The organism is Pseudomonas paraeruginosa PA7, assembly GCF_000017205.1.
Lineage (GTDB): Bacteria > Pseudomonadota > Gammaproteobacteria > Pseudomonadales > Pseudomonadaceae > Pseudomonas > Pseudomonas paraeruginosa.
Window position 1 is genome coordinate 887,146 of sequence record NC_009656.1, and the last position, 19,030, is coordinate 906,175.

Annotated in this window: 13 protein-coding genes; 4 read left to right on the plus strand and 9 right to left on the minus strand. The window is 69.8% G+C overall.

Annotation, left to right across the window (positions count from 1 at the left end; all coding sequences use genetic code 11):
• Positions 1–6 precede the first annotated feature (6 nt).
• The 6 genes from PSPA7_RS04260 to nmoR form a co-directional block, all read right to left on the minus strand.
• Entirely contained in the window at positions 7–1,449 is a 1,443-nt protein-coding gene (locus tag PSPA7_RS04260; RefSeq protein WP_012074251.1) for an efflux transporter outer membrane subunit, read from the minus strand.
• Positions 1,446–4,535, minus strand: coding sequence for a multidrug efflux RND transporter permease MexI (gene mexI / locus PSPA7_RS04265; RefSeq protein ID WP_012074252.1), 3,090 nt, complete (start codon positions 4,533–4,535; stop codon positions 1,446–1,448). Before mexI ends, PSPA7_RS04260 begins: the two co-directional genes overlap by 4 nt.
• Before the next feature lie 12 nt (positions 4,536–4,547).
• Entirely contained in the window at positions 4,548–5,660 is a 1,113-nt protein-coding gene (gene mexH / locus PSPA7_RS04270) for a multidrug efflux RND transporter periplasmic adaptor MexH (protein WP_012074253.1), read from the minus strand.
• A gap of 7 nt (positions 5,661–5,667) precedes the next feature.
• Positions 5,668–6,114: a multidrug efflux RND transporter inhibitory subunit MexG gene (gene mexG, locus PSPA7_RS04275; protein ID WP_012074254.1), complete on the minus strand. Its 447-nt coding sequence runs from the start codon at positions 6,112–6,114 to the stop codon at positions 5,668–5,670.
• Positions 6,115–6,877: 763 nt separating this feature from the next.
• Positions 6,878–8,044 carry a gluconolactonase PpgL gene (ppgL, locus tag PSPA7_RS04280; protein WP_012074255.1) on the minus strand — a complete coding sequence of 389 codons (1,167 nt, stop codon included), beginning with the start codon at positions 8,042–8,044 and terminating at the stop codon, positions 6,878–6,880.
• A 78-nt stretch (positions 8,045–8,122) separates the two neighbouring features.
• Positions 8,123–8,977 carry a LysR family transcriptional regulator NmoR gene (nmoR, locus tag PSPA7_RS04285; RefSeq protein ID WP_012074256.1) on the minus strand — a complete coding sequence of 285 codons (855 nt, stop codon included), beginning with the start codon at positions 8,975–8,977 and terminating at the stop codon, positions 8,123–8,125.
• A 107-nt stretch (positions 8,978–9,084) separates the two neighbouring features.
• On the opposite strand from nmoR, the gene nmoA reads away from it, so the two are divergent.
• Positions 9,085–10,140, plus strand: coding sequence for a nitronate monooxygenase (gene nmoA, locus PSPA7_RS04290; protein WP_012074257.1), 1,056 nt, complete (start codon positions 9,085–9,087; stop codon positions 10,138–10,140).
• A gap of 95 nt (positions 10,141–10,235) precedes the next feature.
• Positions 10,236–11,276 carry a D-alanine--D-alanine ligase gene (locus PSPA7_RS04295; protein ID WP_012074258.1) on the plus strand — a complete coding sequence of 347 codons (1,041 nt, stop codon included), beginning with the start codon at positions 10,236–10,238 and terminating at the stop codon, positions 11,274–11,276.
• A 39-nt stretch (positions 11,277–11,315) separates the two neighbouring features.
• On the opposite strand, the gene PSPA7_RS04300 is transcribed toward PSPA7_RS04295, so the two are convergent.
• The 3 genes from PSPA7_RS04300 to PSPA7_RS04310 all read right to left on the minus strand — a co-directional run bounded on the left by PSPA7_RS04300 (position 11,316) and on the right by PSPA7_RS04310 (position 15,859).
• Positions 11,316–12,182 (minus strand): MBL fold metallo-hydrolase, encoded by an 867-nt coding sequence (locus PSPA7_RS04300; protein WP_012074259.1) that lies wholly within the window; start codon positions 12,180–12,182, stop codon positions 11,316–11,318.
• Positions 12,183–12,337: 155 nt separating this feature from the next.
• Complete coding sequence (locus PSPA7_RS04305) at positions 12,338–14,119, minus strand: acyl-CoA dehydrogenase C-terminal domain-containing protein (protein ID WP_012074260.1); 1,782 nt, start codon at positions 14,117–14,119, stop codon at positions 12,338–12,340.
• Positions 14,120–14,236: 117 nt separating this feature from the next.
• Entirely contained in the window at positions 14,237–15,859 is a 1,623-nt protein-coding gene (locus tag PSPA7_RS04310; protein ID WP_003151352.1) for an acyl-CoA synthetase, read from the minus strand.
• Between the two features lie 236 nt (positions 15,860–16,095).
• Here PSPA7_RS04310 and bfiS point away from each other — a divergent pair, with 236 nt between their 5' ends.
• A complete protein-coding gene (bfiS, locus tag PSPA7_RS04315) occupies positions 16,096–18,387 on the plus strand; it encodes a two-component system sensor histidine kinase BfiS (RefSeq protein ID WP_012074262.1) in 2,292 nt (763 codons plus the stop codon).
• Complete coding sequence (gene bfiR, locus PSPA7_RS04320) at positions 18,374–19,018, plus strand: two-component system response regulator BfiR (protein ID WP_033998380.1); 645 nt, start codon at positions 18,374–18,376, stop codon at positions 19,016–19,018. The genes bfiS and bfiR overlap by 14 nt, the downstream gene beginning before the upstream one ends.
• The last annotated feature ends 12 nt before the right edge of the window (positions 19,019–19,030 follow it).

Genomic DNA, 19,030 nt, shown 5'->3' on the forward strand with positions numbered 1-19,030 from the left:
GCCGCCTCAGCGGCCTTCGCCGGCGGCCAGTTGGCGGACCTCCGGCAAACGACTGTCGGTGCCCCAGCCGAGTGCCTTGTAGAGGGCGATGACGTTGACGAACGAGGCGGTCTCCGCCTGTGCCAGCTCCTCGCGGATCTGATACAGCGCGCGCTGGTTCTCCAGCACCGCCAGGTAGCTGCCGGCGCCGGCGCGGTAGCGCTCGTTGGCGATCTCCAGGGCGTTGCCGGCGTGGCTCGCGGAGCGCACCAGGGCGACCAGCCGGCGCTGGTGCTCGGCCAACTGGTTGAGAGCGTTGCCGACATCCTCCTGGGCCAGCAGCAGGGTGCGCTGGTAGCGCGCCAGGGCGGCGTCGGACTGCGCCTCGGCGGCGCGCAGGCGCGCCCGCACGTTGCCCAGGCGGAACGCCGGCCAGCTGACCGCGGGCGCCAGTTCGAAGGCACGCGAAGCGCTGCCGAGGTCGCCGCTGCGCAAGGCGAAGAAGCCGATGAAGCCGCCCAGGTCGAGGCGCGGATACAGCTCGGCGGTGGCCGCGCCGACATCCTCGCTGCTCGCCGCCAGTTGCCGTTCGGCGCTGATGACGTCGGGGCGCTGGAGGATCAGGTAGTCGACGTCGCCCAGCGGCAGGTTCTTCGCCAATGGCGCGGCGCCGCCGTCGAGTACCGGGGCGCCGCTGCCCGGCGCCTCGCCGCGCAGCACGTCGAGGCGGTAGCGAGCGGCCTCCAGCGCGCTGGTCAGCGGCGGAACCGCCGCTTCGCTGCGCGACAGGTTGGCCTGGGCGTTCTCCACCTCTTCCGGCAGGCCGCTGCCCAACTGCAGGCTGCTGCGGGTCAGTTCCAGGGTGTCGCGCCAGCTGCGCACCTGGGCGCGGGCCACGTCCAGGCGGCGCTGGTAGCCCTGGACCTCGAAGTAGGCGCGGGCGGTGTCGGCGGCGATGCTCAGGCGCGCCAGCTCGAGGTCGGCACTGGCCGCTTCGGCACGCGCCAGGGCGGCATCGGAAAGATGCCCGAGGCGGCCGAACAGATCGATTTCCCATTGCGCGTCGAAGCCGGCGCGGTAGCTCTCCGAAAGTCTCCGGCGCGGCTCGCCGTCGTAGTCCGCCTGCTGCGCGAGGCTGCGGTTGTAGCCGGCCTGGCTGGTCACCTGGGGCAACTGGTCGAGCCAGCGCTCGTCGTACAGCGCGCGGGCGCTGCGCAGGTTGGCGCGGGCCTCGCGGATATCGTGGTTGCGCGCCAGCGCCTGGTCGACGAGGCGCACCAGTTGCGGGTCGTCGAAGAAGCTCCACCAGGGCGCCTGCCGCCGCTCGGCGGAGAACTCGCCGGCGTGCTGGCTGGCGATGCGTGTCGCCGGTGTCTGCGGGCGCTGGTAGTCGGGGCCGACGCTGCAGGCCGCCAGGCTCGCGGCGATGCCCAGGGCCAGCGCCAGGCGCGGGAAGTGCGGATGCTTCATGTCTTGTTCACCAGGAGGTCGGCCTCGGCCAGTTGGCGGTTGCGCGGGCTCTGGTCGACTTCCGCGTGGTTGCGCGCCAGCAGGGTGTAGACGGTGGGCAGCACGAACAGGGTGAAGAGGGTGCCGACCAGCATCCCGCAGACGATCACCACGCCCAGGCCGAAGCGGCTGGCGGCGCCTGCGCCGCTGGCGAAGAGCAGTGGCACCAGGCCGAAGACCATCGCCGCGGTGGTCATCAGCACCGGTCGCAGGCGGATCTGCGCGGCGCGCAGGATCGCTGCGCGGCGGTCGAGGCGCTCGTGGACCTGCAGTTCGTTGGCGAACTCGACCATGAGGATGCCGTGCTTGCTGATCAGGCCGATCAGGGTGACCAGGCCGATCTGCGTATAGATGTTCATCGTCGCGTAGCCCAGCGCCAGCGGCAGCAGGGCGCCGCAGATCGACAGCGGCACGGTGATCAGGATGATCAGCGGGTCGGCCAGGCTCTCGTACTGCGCGGCGAGCACCAGGTAGATCACCACCAGCGCGGCGAGGAAGGCGAAGGCCAGGGTATTGCCTTCCTGGGTGTACTGCCGCGAGTCGGATTGCCAGTCGTGGCTGAAGCCGGCCGGCAGGCCGCGCGCCACCTCGTCGAGGAAGGCCACCGCCTGGCCCATGGAGACGCCGGGCGCGGGAATCGCCTGGAGGGTCGCGGCGTTCTGCTGGTCGAACTGGATCAGCTTGTTCGGCTCGACCTTGAGTTCCACCCGTACCACCGTCGACAGCGGCACCAGATTGCCGTCCTGGGTGCGCACGAACTGCCGGGCCAGCGCCTGCGGGGTGAAGCGCTGGTCGCGCAGGCTCTGCGGGATCACGTCGTAGGAGCGGCCTTCCATGCCGAAGCGGTTGATGTAGTTCTCGCCCACCAGCACCGCCAGCGACTCGCCGATGTCCTGCATGCGGATGCCCAGGCTGTTGGCCTTGGCCCGGTCGATACGGATCTGCACCACCGGGTTGTTGTAGTCCAGGTCGCTGTCGACCACCACGAACAGGCCGCTCTGCCGGGCCTTCTGCTTGATCTCTTCCATGGTCCGGTAGAGCACCGGGTAGTCCTGCGGGCTGCGCAGCACCAGTTGTACCGGCAGGCCGCCGGTGGAGCCGGGCAGGGCGGCCAGCTGGAAGGCGAAGATACTGCTGCCCTCGACGTCGCCGACCTTGCCTTGCAGCTCGGACTGGATCGCCGAGGCGTCGCGCTCGCGCTTGTCCCAGGCCGCCAGGTTGATCCCGCCGAAGCTCGCCGCCGGTCCGTCGGTGCCGTTGATGATCCAGGTGCCCACGGTTTCCGGGATGCTGGTGTAGACCTGGTCGAGCTTGCGCGCGAACAGTTCGACGTAGTCGAGATTGGCGTGCTGCGGCGCCTTGATCGCGGTGAGCACCGCGGCCTGGTCCTCGGTCGGCGCCAGTTCGCGCTTGGGCATCGAATACAGCAGCGGCAGGCTGATGCACACCAGCAATGCCAGGCCGCCGGTCAGCCAGCGGTGGCCCAGGGAGAATTCCAGGACCTGCCCGTAGCGCCGCGTCAGGCCGCCGAAGAACCATTCGGCGGCGCGGCCCATGCGGCCCTCGTTCTGGTGGGCCTGGAGCAGCAGCGAACTCATCACCGGCGACAGGGTCAGCGCCACCACCCCGGAAACGATCACCGCGCCGGCCAGGGTCAGGGCGAACTCGCGGAACAGCGCGCCGGTGAGGCCGCCCATCAGGCCGATGGGGGTATATACGGCGGCCAGGGTGATGGTCATGGCGATCACCGGGCCGGCCACTTCGCGGGCGCCGATCAGCGCCGCCGCCACCGGCGACTTGCCTTCCTCGATGTGGCGGTGGACGTTCTCCACCACCACGATGGCGTCGTCCACCACCAGCCCGATGGCCAGCACCATCGCCAGCAGGGTCAGCAGGTTGACGCTGAAGCCGAAGGCCAGCATCAGCGCGGCGGCGCCGAGCATCGACAGGGGAATGGTCGCCACCGGGATCAGCACGCTGCGCAGCGAGCCGAGGCAGAGGTAGATCACCAGCACCACGATCACCAGGGCCTCGACCAGGGTCCGCACCACCTCGTCGATGGACGCCTGGATGAAGCGCGAGGTCTCGTAGGCGAGGTCGACGCGGACGTCCGGCGGCAGGGTCTTCTGGATCTCCGGCAGCAGCTTGCGGATGCCGTCGACGATCACCAGCGGGTTGCCGGTGGGCGTCGGGAACAGCCCCAGGTGCACCGCCGGTTCGCCGTCCATCAGCGCGCTGGTCTCGGTGGCCGCGGCGCCCAGCTCGACGGTGCCGACATCGCGCAGGCGGACCAGGCCGTTGCCATCGTTGCGGATGACCATCTCGCGGAAGTCGTCGACATTGGTCAGGTCGGTGTTGACCCGCACGTTGGACAGCACGTACTGACCCTTCACCATTCCCGGCGCGGCCTGGTAGTTGTTGCGGCGGATCGCCTCGGCCACGTCGGAGGCGGTCAGGCCGCGCCCGGCGAGGCGATCGGCGTCGAGCCAGAGGCGCATGGCCAGGCGCTGGCCGCCGAAGGTCTGGACCTTGGCCACGCCGTCGATGGAGGAGAACATCGGCTCGACCACCCGCGACAGGTAATCGGTCAGCGCCGGGATCGGCAGGGTCTTGCTGGAGAAGCCGACATAGGCCACCGCGGTGGTCTCGCCGGAAGAGCGCTCGATCACCGAGTCGTAGGCACGCTCGGGCAGCTTGTAGCGCACCGAGTTGACCTTGGCCATGGTCTCGGTCATCGCCTGGGTCGAGTCGCGGTTGAGCAGCATGCGGATGGTCACCACGCTGCGCCCCTGCACCGAGGTCGAGGACAGGTAGTCGATGCCTTCCACCGAGGACACCGCCTGGGCGATCGGCTGGGTGACGAAGCCCTGCATGAGGTCGGCGGAGGCGCCGGGATATTCGGTGGTGACGGTGATGGTCGAGCTTTCCAGCAGCGGATACTGGCGGATCGGCAGCTTGCCCAGGGAGAACAGGCCGAGCAGCAGGATCAGCGTGCTGACCACCAGCGCCAGCACCGGCCGGCGGACGAACAGGTCGGTAAAGGTCATCGCGGGTTTCCTTCAGCGGCCGGCGACCGGCACGGGGGGCACGGCGCTGCTCAGGGTGTCTTCCTTGACCGGTTCCACGGCCATGCCGTCGCTCAGGTTGATCTGCCCGGAGGTCACCACCCGGTCGCCCTCGGCGAGGCCCTGGAGGATTTCCACGCGACCGTCCCAGCGCTCGCCGACCCGCACCGAGACGCGCCTGGCGCTGAGCGGCTGGTCGCCCTCCTGGCGGGCGACGAACACGGTGTCGCCGTAGGCGGTGTAGGTGACCGCGGTTTCCGGCACGCTCAGCGACGGTGCGTCGGCCTTGCGCGAGACGCGGACGCTGGCGAACATCCCGGCGGCGAGCAGGCCCTCGGGGTTCTCCAGCACGGCCTGGACCTGCACCGTGCGCGACTTGCCGATCAGCGGGTCGATGGCGCTGATGCGCGCCGGGAAGCTGCGCCCCGGGTAGGCGTCGACCAGCACCTCGAGGGTCTGTCCGACCTTCAGCTCGGGGCTGGTGCTTTCGTCCAGGGAAAAGTTGCTCTTGAGGGTTCGCGCATCTACCAGGCTGGCCACCGGCTCGGCGATGCCGAGGTATTGGCCGAGGTGCACGCGGCGGATGCCGAGCCGGCCGGAGAAGGGCGCGCGGATCGCCTTCTGCTCGATCAGCGCCTGGGTCTGGCGCACCGCGCCGAGCGCCATGTCGCGGGCGGCGACGGCATTGTCCAGCTGCTCCTGCGAGGCGACGTTGCGCTCCACCAGCTTGCGCGCCCGGGCATGCAGGATCTCGGCGTTGCGCAACTGCGCCTTGAGACGGATCAGGTCGGCCTGTTCCACCGCGTCGTTGAGCTGCACCAGCAACTGGCCCCGCTCGACCTGCTGGCCGGACTCGAAGGCGATGCGGGTGATCCGTCCGGCCGCTTCGGCGGCCACCTGGACCTGGCGGCCCGCTTCCAGTTCGCCGACGCCGTCGAAGAGACGCGGCACCACCCGCCGCTCCACCGTGGCGAGGGCGACTTTCACCGGTGGGTAGCCGGCGAAGCCGCCGGTGTCTTTCTTCGCCGAACCGGTGGCGTACACGGCGATGCCGACGACGGCCGCGCAGAGCAGCGCGGCGCTGGCGATCAGGACGGGTTTCTGCATGATTGCCTCAGGCCTTCTGGTAGGTGGCGGCGACGGGCGTTTCCTGGCGCAGTCGCTGGCGCAGCGCGCTGGCGATCGCCGTGGCGATCAGGCCGCCGATCACCGCGATGTGCTCGAGGGCGAAGAACATCGCCAGCTTGGCTTCGACGCCGGTCTTGCTCCAGAAGGTATGGACGATGAGGATGGTCAGCAGCAGGAACACCGCCAGCGCCCCGGCGCCGAGCCAAAGCTTGCGGTCCAGCAGGACCAGCGCGGAGCCGGCCAGCAGGGTGATGGCGGTGGCGATGTTGAACAGCCAGGCCGGCTCCAGGCCGGCGGCGCGCATTTCCTCCAGGCTGGCCTGGTAGTCGAACAGCTTCGCCAGTCCCGAGGCGACGAACATCAGGGCCAGGCAGATCCGGGCGGTGAGCCAGAGCCAGTTGCTTTCGAGCGAGTTATCGATGAAGCGCTGCATGTGTCGTTCCTTGTGCTGGGCGCCATCCGGCGTCGCGAAGCGGCCGCCGGGGCTGTTCGTGGTCCTTGGGGAAACGGAGCGGTGCGACCGCTGCGGGGACTATAGAACCTCAACTTAAGTTGAGGTCAAGGGCGCCGCGGACAGGGCTGGAGGGCTTGGCGGGCGCGGGCTGCGGGCGGATTTGCGGGCGCCGTTGAGCTGTGGGAGGAGGGGGCTGGCGATTTGTCGCAGGGGGAGGGTGTCGCTCAAAGCTTGGGTGGGCGTCAGGCTGGGTGGTCTGGCTGCTTGCCGTGCCTGCCCCGACGTCCTGTTTCGCCTTCCCGGGCGAGTCACTTCTTTCAAGCGAAAGAACTAACCAGGAGCGTTCGCCCCGGCATCCGGCCCCAGCCGCTGCGCGACCGGGGTTCCAGCCTTCGGCTGTTACTGCGTTTCCCTCGCTCCACCGATTGGCGGGCAAGCATGGCTTCGTGCATGCCAGGCCGCCACAGGTCGAGCCGGGTTCCGTGGGGCGGATGACCGCTTGCGGTTATCCGCCGCTCATCCGGGGTTTCGGCGGATACCGCCTATGGCGGTATTCGCCCTACGGCTCTATATCGCTCGCGACTTGGCTGCCTGCATGGCAGTTAACAACTGAGGGAGGGTGTCGCTTAAAGCTTGAACGGGCTTCAGGCTGGGCGGCCTAGCTGCTTGCCGTGCCTGCCTCGGCGTCTTGTTTCGCCCTCCCGGGCGGCGTACCTGTCTCACCAGCGGGCCGAACGCGAACTCACGGCACCGCCACGAACCGCAAATCACTCGGCGAGCCCACCTCGACGCTCTGCAACGTCTTGCCCACCTGCCCGCTCTGCGGATCGCGAGCGAACACCCGTAGCTGGTTGCTGTTCTGGTTGGCCACGAGGACGAAGCGCCCGCCGGGCGCGAAGGCGAACTCGCGCGGTTCCGCGCCGTCCATCGAGCGCCGCTCGACGAAGCGCAGCTGGCCGCTGGCCGGATCGACGGCGAAGGTCACCAGGTGGTTGTCGTCGCCACGGTTGAGCACGCCGAGGAAGCGGCCGTCGGCGGACAGGTGCAGGGCGCCGGCGCCGACCTTGCCCTGGAAGCCGGCCGGGGCCAGGTCGTAGGTCTGCAACTGGCGCAGGCGACCAAGGCCTTCGTGGGCGAAGACCATCACCTGGCCGCTCAGCTCCAGGGTCAGGTAGGCGAAGCGTCCGTCGGCGCTGAAGACCAGGTGGCGCGGACCGCTGCCGGGAGGGGTGGGGACGAACGCCGGGTCGGCCACCTGCAGCGGGCGCTCGGCCTGCTCCGGGGCGTAGCGGTAGACGAACACCTTGTCGGCGCCGAGGTCGGGGGCGAACAGGTACTGGCCGTCGGGCGAGGACACCACCGAATGCACGTGGCCGGACGCCTGGCGCGGCTGCACCTTGCTGGCCTGGTGCGATTCCACCTGCACCGCCGGCGCCAGCGAGCCGTCCGCGCGCACCGGCAGTACCGCCACCGAGCCTTCCGGCTGCACCGAGTAGTTGGCGACGAACAGGTAGCGGCCGTCGTGGCTGAGGCTGCTGTAGGTCGGGTGGTCGCCGAGGGTCTGGACCTGGCTGATCTGCTGCAGGCGGCCGCTGATCGGGTCGAAATGGTAGGACGTGGCACGACCGATGGTATCGCCCTTGCCGCCACGGCCGTTCTCGTTGACGACGAACAGGGTGCGCTGGTCCGGGGCGAAGGTCAGGTACGAGGGATTGCTGGTGTGAGCCACGCGCAGCGGGCCTTTCACCGAGCCGTCGGCACCGTCGAAGCGGTACACCTGGATACCCTCGCTGGAGCCTTCGGTATAGGTCCCCACCAGCAGGTTGTAGAGGCTGGCGGCCTGGGCCTGGGGCGCTACGCCGGTGAGCGGCGCGAGGGCCAGCAGGCAGAGGGTGGGCAGTCTTCTCATGGGCAACTCCTTGGCTCGCTATTGTTCTGGTGGCTCGGGGTTGGACCGGAGCCGGGCCAGCGGGTTCGCCCTCGGCGCTCAGCCGCCGCTTTCACCCAGCAGGCCGCGCCAGCGTTCGAAGGCGGCGGTCGCGTAACCCTCGCGCCAGACCAGCCAGGTGTCCACCTCCGCGAGGGACAGGCTGCGCACCGGTGCCGCGCCGAGCAATTGCAGCACCGAGCGCGGCAGCACGCCGACACAGGCGCCGGCGGCGACGCAGGCGAGGATCGCATGGTAGGAGCCGACTTCCTGCACCGTCAGCGGTGCGCCGAGGCTGTCCTCGGCCAGTTGCCGGTAGGTACAGCCGCGGGCGAAGCCGGCCAGGGTGCGCAGGCGTACCTCGGCGACATCGTGGACCGGCGGGTGTTCGGCCGGCAGGATCATCAGCAGTTCCTCGCGGAACAGCGGCTCGCCGCGCAGGCCGCTGCCATCGAGCTCACCGGCCCAGCCCGGGCCGGCGGCCACCAGCGCGCAGTCCAGGCGCCGCGCCCGCACCCCGTCGAACAATGCGCGACTGGTACCGGTGGAGACTTCCAGGACGACCCGCGGACAGGCCTTGTGATAGGTCGCCAGCAGCGCCGGCAGGCGGCTGGCGGCGGTGCTTTCCATGCTGCCCAGGCGCAGGCGTCCGCCGGGCTCGGCGGGATGCATCGACTGCCGTGCCTCGTCGGCGAGAGCCAGCAGTTGCTCGGCGTAGGCGAGGAATTGGCTGCCGCGTTCGGTCAGGCTCATGCGCTTGCCGTCGCGCAGGAACAGTTCGACGCCCAGGTCCTCCTCGAGCTGGCGGATCCGCGTGGTGACGTTCGACTGCGCGCGCTGCAACCGCTGCGCGGCGCGGGTGACGCTGGCTTCGCCGGCGACCGCGCGGAAGATTTCGAGGGAGGAAAGGTCCACCTGTTTATCTCTTTTTGAGAATATCCTGTTAAAAATATTCTTTTATGAAGATATATTGGTCAAGCGTCGGCCGACGCGGTGTCGTCCGACCGGGAGAGGGAATCGCCATGACTGACCGCTTCACGCGCCTGCTCGGCATCCGGCAGCCGATCGTCCAGGCCCCCATGCTCGGCGTCTCCACGCCGGCGCTGGCCGCCGCCGTGTCGAATGCCGGCGGGCTCGGTTCGATCGCCATCACCGGTAGCGCCGCCGAGAAGGGCCGGGCGCTGATCCGCGAGGTGCGCGGGCTGACCGACAAGCCATTCAACGTAAACCTGTTCTGCCACCGCCCGGGGCGGGCCGACCCGTCCCGCGAGCGCGCCTGGCTGGACTACCTGAAGCCGCTGTTCGCCGAGTTCGGCGCCGAGCCGCCGGCGCGGCTGAAGAACATCTACCTGAGTTTCCTCGAAGACCCGACCCTGCTGCCGATGCTGCTGGAAGAGCGGCCGGCGGCGGTCAGCTTCCATTTCGGCGCGCCGCCCCGCGACCAGGTCCGCGCGTTGCAGGCGGCGGGCATCCGCGTACTGGTCAGTGCCACCACGCCGGAGGAAGCGGCCCTGGTGGAGGCTGCCGGCGCCGATGCGGTGGTCGCCCAGGGCATCGAGGCCGGTGGTCATCGCGGGGTGTTCGAGCCGGAGCGCGGCGACGCCGCCATCGGCACCCTGGCGCTGGTCCGCCTGCTGGCGGCGCGCGGTTCGCTGCCGGTGGTCGCCGCCGGCGGGATCATGGACGGACGCGGCATCCGCGCCGCCCTGGAGCTGGGCGCGAGCGCCGTACAGATGGGCACCGCCTTCGTCCTCTGCCCGGAGTCCTCGGCCAACGCCGCCTACCGCGAGGCGCTGAAAGGGCCGCGCGCGGCGCGCACCGCGCTGACCCTGAGCATGTCCGGGCGCAGCGCCCGCGGCCTGCCCAACCGGATGTTCTTCGACCCCGCCGCGCCTGGCGTGCCGCCGCTGCCGGACTATCCGTTCGTCTACGACGCGACCAAGGCGTTGCAGGCCGCGGCATTGGCTCATGGCAACCATGATTTCGCCGCCCAGTGGGCCGGCCAGGGCGCGGCGCTGGCGCGCGAGTTGCCGGCCGCCGAGCTGTTGCGCACGCTGGTCGAGGAGTTGCGCGGCTGAGCCTGACCGTTCGTTCCGCGCGGCGATGACTGTGTCTGTTCAGCCGCCCCTGTGTTGTGCTTTTCTGCCTCCAGCACTGGAACGACAGGTGGAACATGGGACAGGACAAGTTGAAGGTCGCCGTTCTCTTCGGCGGCAGCAGTGAGGAGCGGGACGTCTCCATCGCCAGCGGCGCGCAGGTGATCCAGGCGCTGCGCAGCGCCGGCCACGAGGTGCTGGCGGTGGATACCGCCAGCGGCCTGCTCGGCGCGGAGGAAGAGCGGCGCCTGCTGGCGAGCAAGGTGAAGGAGGTTCCGCCGGATTCCGACTCGCTGGCGATCATCCGCAGCGGCAAGCAGGGCCTGCTGAGCGCCGGCGAGCTGGCCGGGGTCGACGTGTTCTTCCTCGCCCTGCACGGCGGCACCGGCGAGGACGGCACCCTGCAGGCGCTGCTGGATGCCGGCGGCTTCGCCTATACCGGCAGCGGCCACCTGGCCAGCGCCATGGCGATGGACAAGGACGTGGCCAAGCGCCTGTTCCTCGCCGCCGGGGTGGAGACCGCCAGCTGGCTGATGGCGCCGGCCTCGGAAGAGGCGGTGCGCGAGCAACTGGGCTTCCCCCTGGTGGTCAAGCCGAACAGCCAGGGCTCCACCGTGGGGCTGTCCATCGTGCATTCCCAGGCCGAATTGCAGCCGGCCATCGAACTGGCCGGGCGCTATGGCGACGAGGTGATGCTGGAGCGCTTCGTCGCCGGCCGCGAGGTCACCGTCGGGGTGCTCGACGACCAGGCGCTGCCGGTGGGCGAGATTCTCCTCGGCGGCCAGGAAGTCTTCGACTACGAGCACAAGTACCAGGCCGGCGCGGTGCGCGAGGTGTTTCCCGCCGACCTGCCGCCGGCGGTCGCCGCCGAGGCCCAGCGCCTGGCGCTGAAGGTGCACCGGGCGCTGAAGCTGAGCGGCTACAGCCGCACCGACTTCCGCCTCGACGAACAGGGCCGGCTCTGGTGCCTGGAGGTCAATACCCTGCCGGGAATGACCGCCACCAGCCTGCTGCCGCAGGCCGCGGCGGCGGCCGGGATCGGTTTCGCCGAACTCTGCGAGCGGATCTGCCGGCTCGGCATCCAGCGTTGCAAGGGCGCGCGCAAGGCGCGTTGCTGATTCCCGCGGCCCGCCGCCGGGGCGGGCCGCGCCTTTCGCTCAGGCCTGGAGGTTCTCGACCCGCTCGACGGTGTCGTAGAGGCTGTAGCGCTCCTGTTCGTCGCGTCGCACCCGGCCCATGGCGACGCTCGGGTCATGGGTGAAGACCAGCCGGCCGTTGCGGGCGATCAGGCTGTCCAGCAGGCGTTCCTTCTCCTCGATCAGGCCTTCCGGGAAGCGGTCGTAGCCCATGGTCAGCGGCAGGTGCACCCAGGGCGCGCCGGGGATCAGGTCGCCGCTGAATACCACCGGGCCGTCGGGCATGGCGATCTCCGGGAGCATCTGGCCCGGGGTATGGCCTTCGCTGAAATGGAAACGCCAGCCTTCGCCCAGGTGCGCCGAGCGCTCGCCGTCGTCGAGCAGCTCCAGGCGCCCGCTGGCCTGCAGCAGGTCGAGCAGCTCCGGCACGAACGAGGCACGGTCGCGCGGGTGCGGCTGGCGCGCGCGTTGCCAGTGGCGGCGGCCGCTGACGAACTGCGCGTTGGGGAACAGCAGGCGCGCCGGCTGGCCTTCTTCCCAGGCGGCGAGCAGACCGCCGGCGTGGTCGAAGTGCAGGTGGGTGAGCAGTACCACGTCGATGTCGGCGTCGCCCAGGCCGGCCGCGGCGAGGCTGTCGAGCAATACGTGGCGCTCTTCCTGGACGCCATAGCGCTGGCGCAGGACGGGCGGGAAGAAGGCGCCGATACCGGTCTCCACCAGTACGTTGCGCTCGCCGTCGCGCACCAGCAGGGCACGGCAGCCGAGGTCGATGCGGTTCTCCGCGTCGGGCTGCATCCAGCGTGACCAGAGCGCGCGCGGGGCGTTGCCGAACATGGCGCCGCCGTCGAGTTTCTGGCTGTTGCCGAGGAGGGTGGTGAGGGTTCGCATGGATAGGTCCTTGTTCCTGGTCTAGCGAATAACCGACGGTTGCGTCGTTTTTCAGGAATACCTGGCCGGCTTCCCGGGAGTCGCAGGGCGAATAACCGCTTCGCGGTTATCCGCCGTTATCGCGGGCTGTCGGCGGACAACGCGCGACGGGCGTTTCAGAACTGCTCCGCCTCCAGGCCGTACAGGCTTTCGCTGCCGGCTTCGACGGCGGCGGCGAGGGAGTGCACGCGGGGCAGGATGCGGGCGAAGTAGAAGCGCGCGGTGGCCAGCTTGCCGTCGTGGAACGCCGGGTCGGCGTCGCGCTGGCGCAGCGCGGCGGCGGCCATGCGTGCCCAGAGGTAGGCGTAGGCGGTGTAGCCGAACAGGTGCAGGTATTCCACCGAGGCCGCGCCGATCTCGCGCGGGTCGTTGCCGGCGCGGGCGACGATGCCCTGGGTGAGGTTGTCCAGCAGGTCCAGGGCGGCCAGCAGCGGGGTGGTGAATTCCGCCAGCCCGGCGCCGGCCCCGGCGGCGAAGGCGCGCACCTCGCGGCTGAAGATGGAGAGGAACAGCCCGCCGTTGGCGACCACCTTGCGGCCCATCAGGTCGAGCGCCTGGATGCCATTGGTGCCTTCGTAGATCTGCGCGATGCGCACGTCGCGCACCAATTGTTCCTGGCCCCACTCGCGAATGTAGCCATGGCCGCCGAACACCTGCTGGCCGAGCACGCAGCTCTCCAGGCCGGTATCGGTGAAGAAGGCCTTGGCCACCGGGGTCAGCAGGGCCACCAGGGCTTCGGCCTGGCTGCGTTCCTCCTGGTCCTCGGCGTACTTGGCCAGGTCGAGCTGCTGGCCGACATAGGTGGAGAAGGCGCGGCCGCCTTCGGTCAGCGCCTTCATGGTGAGCAGCATGCGGCGCACGTCGGGGTGCACGATGATCGGGTCGGCGGCCTTGTCCTTCGCCACCGGGCCGGTCGGCGCGCGACTCTGTAGGCGTTCGCGGGCGTAGGCGACGGCGCCCTGGTAGGACATCTCGGCGCAGCCGATGCCCTGGATGCCGATGGACAGGCGCTCGTAGTTCATCATGGTGAACATCGCCGCCAGGCCCTTGTTGACTTCGCCGACCAGCCAGCCGCTGGCGCCGTCGAAGTTCATCACGCAGGTGGCCGAGGCCTTGATCCCCATCTTGTGCTCGATGGAGCCGCAATGCACCGGGTTGCGCGCGCCGAGCGCGCCGTCGTCGCCGACCAGGAACTTCGGCACCAGGAACAGCGAGATGCCGCGCGAACCGGCTGGGGCGTCGGGCAGCTTGGCCAGCACCAGGTGGATGATGTTCTCGGTGAGGTCCTGCTCGCCGCCGGTGATGAAGATCTTCGTCCCGCTGATCCGGTAGGAGCCGTCGGCCTGCGGTTCGGCCCTGGTGCGGATCATGCCCAGGTCGGTGCCGGCGTGCGGTTCGGTCAGGCACATGGAGCCGGCCCAGGTGCCGGCGTACATGTTCGGCAGGTACCTGTTCCTCAGCTCCTCGCTGCCGTGGGCATCGAGGGCCAGGCAGGCGCCGGCGGAGAGGGTCGAGTAGAGGCTGAAGCTGGCGTTGGCCGCGTACATCATTTCCTCGAACTGCACCGCCAGCATCTTCGGCATGCCCATGCCGCCATGGGCCGGATTGCCGGTAAGGCCGACCCAGCCGCCCTCGGCGTAGGTCGCGTAGGCCTCGCGAAAGCCGGCCGGGGTGCGCACCGCGCCGTCCTGCCACTGCGCGCCTTCCTCGTCGCCGCTGCGGTTGAGCGGCGCGAGCAGACCGCCGGTGACCTTGGCCGCTTCCTCGAGGATGGCGTCGGCGGTGTCGGCGTCGATCCGCTCGGCCAGTCGCGGCAGGCGCTGCCAGAGGGCGGGGGCGTCGAACACGTCGTTGAGCAGGAAGCGCATGTCGCGCAGCGGGGCGTTGTAGTCAGGCATTGCACACCTCGTCGGTGAGCGGCCGGCGGAGCGGCCGCAGGTACAGGTTCGTCCGTGCCCATCCTGCCTACGGCCGCCGTGGCACGGCCGCTGCACGGGCAATTCGGCGGGCGGCGCTCAGAGGGCGGCGGCCCACTCGCGCAGCACGTATTTCTGGATCTTGCCGGTGGAGGTCTTCGGCAGCTCGGAGAACACCACGGTACGCGGAATCTTGAACGCGGCCAGGTGTTCGCGACAGAACGCGACGATCTCGCTCTCGGCGATTCCCTGATGATCGCTCTTCAGGGTAATGAACGCACAGGGCGTTTCCCCCCACTTTTCGTCGGGACGCGCCACCACCGCCGCCTCCAGCACCGCCGGATGGCGGTAGAGCACGCCCTCCAGTTCGATGGTGGAGATGTTTTCGCCGCCGGAGATGATGATGTCCTTGAGCCGGTCGCGGATCTCGATGTAGCCGTCCGGATGGCAGACCGCCAGGTCGCCGGTATGGAACCAGCCGCCGGCGAAGGCTTCCTCGGTGGCGCTGGGATTCTTCAGGTAGCCCTTCATCACGGTGTTGCCGCGCATGAAGATCTCGCCGATCGACTGGCCGTCGCGCGGCACCGGCTCGAGGGTCTTCGGATCGGCCACCATCACTCCTTCGAGAGTCGGATAGCGTACGCCCTGGCGCGACTTGATCGCGGCGCGCCGCTCCAGCGGCAGTTCGTCCCATTCGCCGTGCCAGGCGCAGACCGTGACCGGCCCGTAGACCTCGGTGAGGCCGTAGACGTGTGTGACGCGAATGCCCATCTCCTCCACGGCGCCGATCACCTTGGCCGGCGGCGCGGCGCCGGCGACCATGGCGTGCACCGGATGGTCGATGGCGGCCTTGGCCGAGTCGGGCATGTTGATCAGCGCGTTGAGCACGATGGGCGCGCCGCACAGGTGGCTGACCTGGTGTTCGCGGATCAGGGTGAGGATCTTCTGCGGATCGACCCGCCGCAGGCAGACGTGGACGCCGGCCAGCGCGGTCACCGTCCACGGATAGCACCAGCCGTTGCAGTGGAACATCGGCAGGGTCCAGAGGTACACCGGGTGCTGGCCCATCGACCAGGTCATCTGGTTGCCCAGCGCGTTCAGGTAGGCGCCGCGGTGGTGGTAGACCACGCCCTTGGGGTTGCCGGTGGTGCCCGAGGTGTAGTTCAGCGAGATCGCCTGCCATTCGTCGCGCGGCCACTCCCAGGCGAACTGCGGGTCGCCCTCGGCGAGCAGCGCCTCGTAGTCCAGCTCGCCCACCGGGCGGCCTTCGCCGTATTCGGGATCGTTGACGTCGACCACCAGCGGCGGGTGGTCGAGCATGCCGATGGCGGCGTGGATCACCTCGTGGAACTCGTAGTCGGTGATCAGCACCTTGGCTTCGCCGTGCTGCAACATGAAGGCGATGGCTTCGGCGTCGAGGCGTACGTTGAGGGTGTTCAGCACCGCGCCGATCATCGGCACGCCATAGTGCGCCTCGAGCATCTCGGGGATGTTCGGCAGCATCACCGCTACCGTGTCGCCCTGGCCGATGCCGCGTCCGGCCAGGGCCGAGGCCAGGCGCCGGCAGCGTTGGTAGGTCTGCGCCCAGTCGCGGCGGATGTTGCCGTGGATCACCGCGGGGTAGTGCGGATAGACGCTGGCGGTGCGCTCGATGAAGCTCAGCGGCGTCAGGGCGATATGGTTGACGGAGGCGGGCGCGAGACCCTGTTCGAAGATCGACATGAAGAGTACCCCGTGGCTGATTGTTAGCTCTGTTCTGGGTAAGGGTCACGATTTGCTGGATGTCGGAAAAACCGCGTTGAAATCGCGTGTCTTTGCCTGGCTCGGCGGATCGTGAACAGCTTCCAGGGGTTTCCCTGGGTGGGTGCGATTTATAGCAACGATGAAAAATATATGGAAGTTAAACCATAAGCTTATAGTATAAATACCATATGCATTTGCAGAGTCCTCTTCCGTCCATGAGTCCGCTTCCCGCCTCACCGGCCCTCAACAGTCTCCTGCGCCTGCTGCGCGAGGGCGCGCCGCTGGCCGAGCGGGTCGGCGCGCTGCGCCGCCTGCTGCTCGAACATCCGGGCACGCGCCAGGCCTGGTACCTGGCCTGGCAGCCGCAGGCGCAGAGCTATACCCCGGTACCGCCGTCGCCGGCCCTGCCGCCGGGCGCCGGCGAGCCGAACCGGGCCAGCGACCTGGCGTTGCGCGAGCGCCTGGCGCGCGAGGGCCGGCTGACGCTGGACGAATTGCGGCGTTCGGCTTCCTGGCTCGGCGCGCGCCTGCGGCGCGCCGGCGTGGAGCATGGCATGGCCCTCGCCCTGGATTTGCAGGCTGGCGACGAAGGCCTGCTGCTGGTGGCCTGCGATACGCCGCAGAGCGCCGCGCTGGACTGGCTCGGCCTGCTTCTCGCTCCGTTGCTCGCCGCCGCCCGCGGCGTCACCCGCGCCGCGCCGTTCCTCGCTGCCGACCCGCAGCCGGCGCTGCTGCTCGACGGCCAGGCGCAGGCGGTGGAATTCAACCAGGCCTTCCTTGCCTTGCTTGGCGAGCGTCCGCGCGAAGCCTGGCGCGCTTTCCTCCCGGCCAACCATGGGCAACTGGTGCGCGCCAGCCTGGGCCAGGCGCGCGCCCTCGGCGAAGTGGAGGCGGAGTGCGACGGGCGCATCCTGCTCTGGCAGTTCATTCCCGACAGCGCCGAGGGCCGGGTGCTGGCGCGCTGCCGCGACGCCACCGCCAGCCTGCGTGGCGAGCGCGAGGCGGCGCGGGCCAGCCGGCTGTACCGGCTGATCACCGAGAACACCACCGACCTGATTTCCCGGCACACCCTCGACGGCGTCTTCCTCGACGCCTCGCCAGCCTCCTGGACCCTGCTCGGCTACTGGCCGGAGGAGCTGCGCGGGCGGCCGGCGCAGGCGCTGTTCCATCCCCGGGACCGCGGCCAGGTGGCGCTGCGCGCGCGCGAAGCGCTGGAGCAGGACGGCTACCTGACCATCACCTACCGCATCCGCCATCGCGACGGCCGCTACCGCTGGTTCGAGACTGCCAGCCGGGCGATCCGCGAGACCTACACGGGAGCGGTGGTGGAGGTGGTCAGCGTATCCCGCGACGTCACCCGGCGGGTCGAGGCGGAGGAGAATCGCCGGCGCCTGGCCGAGGTGGTCGAGGCGAACACCGATCTGGTGCTGTTCGTCGACGCCGGCGGCCGCCTCACCTACCTCAATCCCTCGGCGCGGACGGCCCTCGGCATCGCCGACGGCCTGGCGCCGCCGGCGCTGGAGCGCCTGCTGGCCGCCGACACGCTGGCGCGGCTGGCCGAGGAGGGCTGGCGGCAGGCTGGCGAGCGCGGCGTCTGGAGCCGCGAAGGGCGCCTGCAGCCGCAGGACGGGCGGCCGCCGCTGCCGGTTTCGCTGGTGCTGCTGGCCCACCGCGGCAGCGGCGCGGAGCGCTACTACTCGCTGGTGGCCCGCGACATGACCGAACGCGAACTGCGCGAGGCGCAGCAGCGCCGCCACCAGGACGAGCTGGCGCACACCGCGCGGCTGGTCACTCTCGGCGAGCTGGCCTCGGGCATCGCCCACGAGATCAACCAGCCGCTGGCCGCGGTGATGAACTACGCCGGCGCCAGCCAGCGCTACCTGGCCGGCCTCGGCAGCCAGCCGCAAGCCGCCGAGCGGGTCGCCGAGGGCCTGGCGCGGATCGCCGAGCACGCCGGTCACGCGGCGGAGGTGATCAGGCGCCTGCGCGCCTTCCTGCGCAAGGGCCAGCGGCGCCTGCAGGCGCTCGACGTGAACCAGGTGGCGCGCGAGGCCATCGGCCTCTGCGCCTGGGAAGCCAGCCACTGGCAGGTGGCGGTGGAGGAGGCGATGACCGACAATCCGCCGCCGCTGTACGCCGACCGCGTGCTGCTCGAACAGGTGTTCCTCAACCTGCTGCGCAACGCCATCGAGGCCAACCGCGAGGCACACCCGGGGGCGCCGTCGCGGGTCGTCATCGGCAGCCGCGTCGAGCCCGGCGGGCTGCTCTGCCTGTGGGTCCGCGATGAAGGCCCGGGGGTGCCGGCGGATCAACTGGAACACATTTTCACGCCGTTCCACACCAGCAAGGCGGAAGGGCTGGGCCTGGGCCTGTCGATGAGCCGCAGCATCGTCGAAGGCTTCGGCGGCACCCTCGAAGCCGGGCTGCCGGCGGATGGCGGATTGCTCATGAACTGCCGGCTGCCGTTCGCCGCCGGCGCCACCGGAGGAAAGGATGGCGATGCCTGACGAAGCGCTGGTCTACGTGGTCGACGACGACCAGGGCATGCTCGAATCGACGGTCTGGCTGCTGGAGTCGGTCGGCCTCAAGGCCCTGCCCTTCACCCAGGGCCGGGCCTTCCTCGACGCCTGCGAGGGCGGCCGCCACGCCTGCGTCCTGCTCGACGTGCGGATGCCAGGCATGGGCGGGCTGAACGTGCAGGACGAACTGCTGGCGCGCGGCATCGACCTGCCGGTGATCTTTGTCAGCGGCCACGCCGACGTGCCCATCGTGGTGCGCGCCTTCAAGGCCGGCGCGGTGGATTTCATCGAGAAACCCTACAACGAACAATTGCTGCTCGACAGCGTGCAGCAGGCCCTCGATCGCCACGCCCGTCGGCGCCGGCACCGCGATCTCGACGCCGGGTTGCGCGAACGCCTGGACAGCCTCACCCCGCGCGAGCGCGACGTGCTGCTGCCGCTGGTGCGCGGCTACACCAGCCGCGAGGTGGCCGAGCAACTGGAGGTCAGCGTGAAGACCGTCGACCTCTATCGCGCACGGGTGATGAGGCGCATGCAGGCGCAGACCCTGGCGGACCTGGTGGGCATGGCCATCGCCGCCGGGCTGGTGGATCCGCTGCGCCTGCGCGAGGGCTCCTGAGCGCGCGCTGGA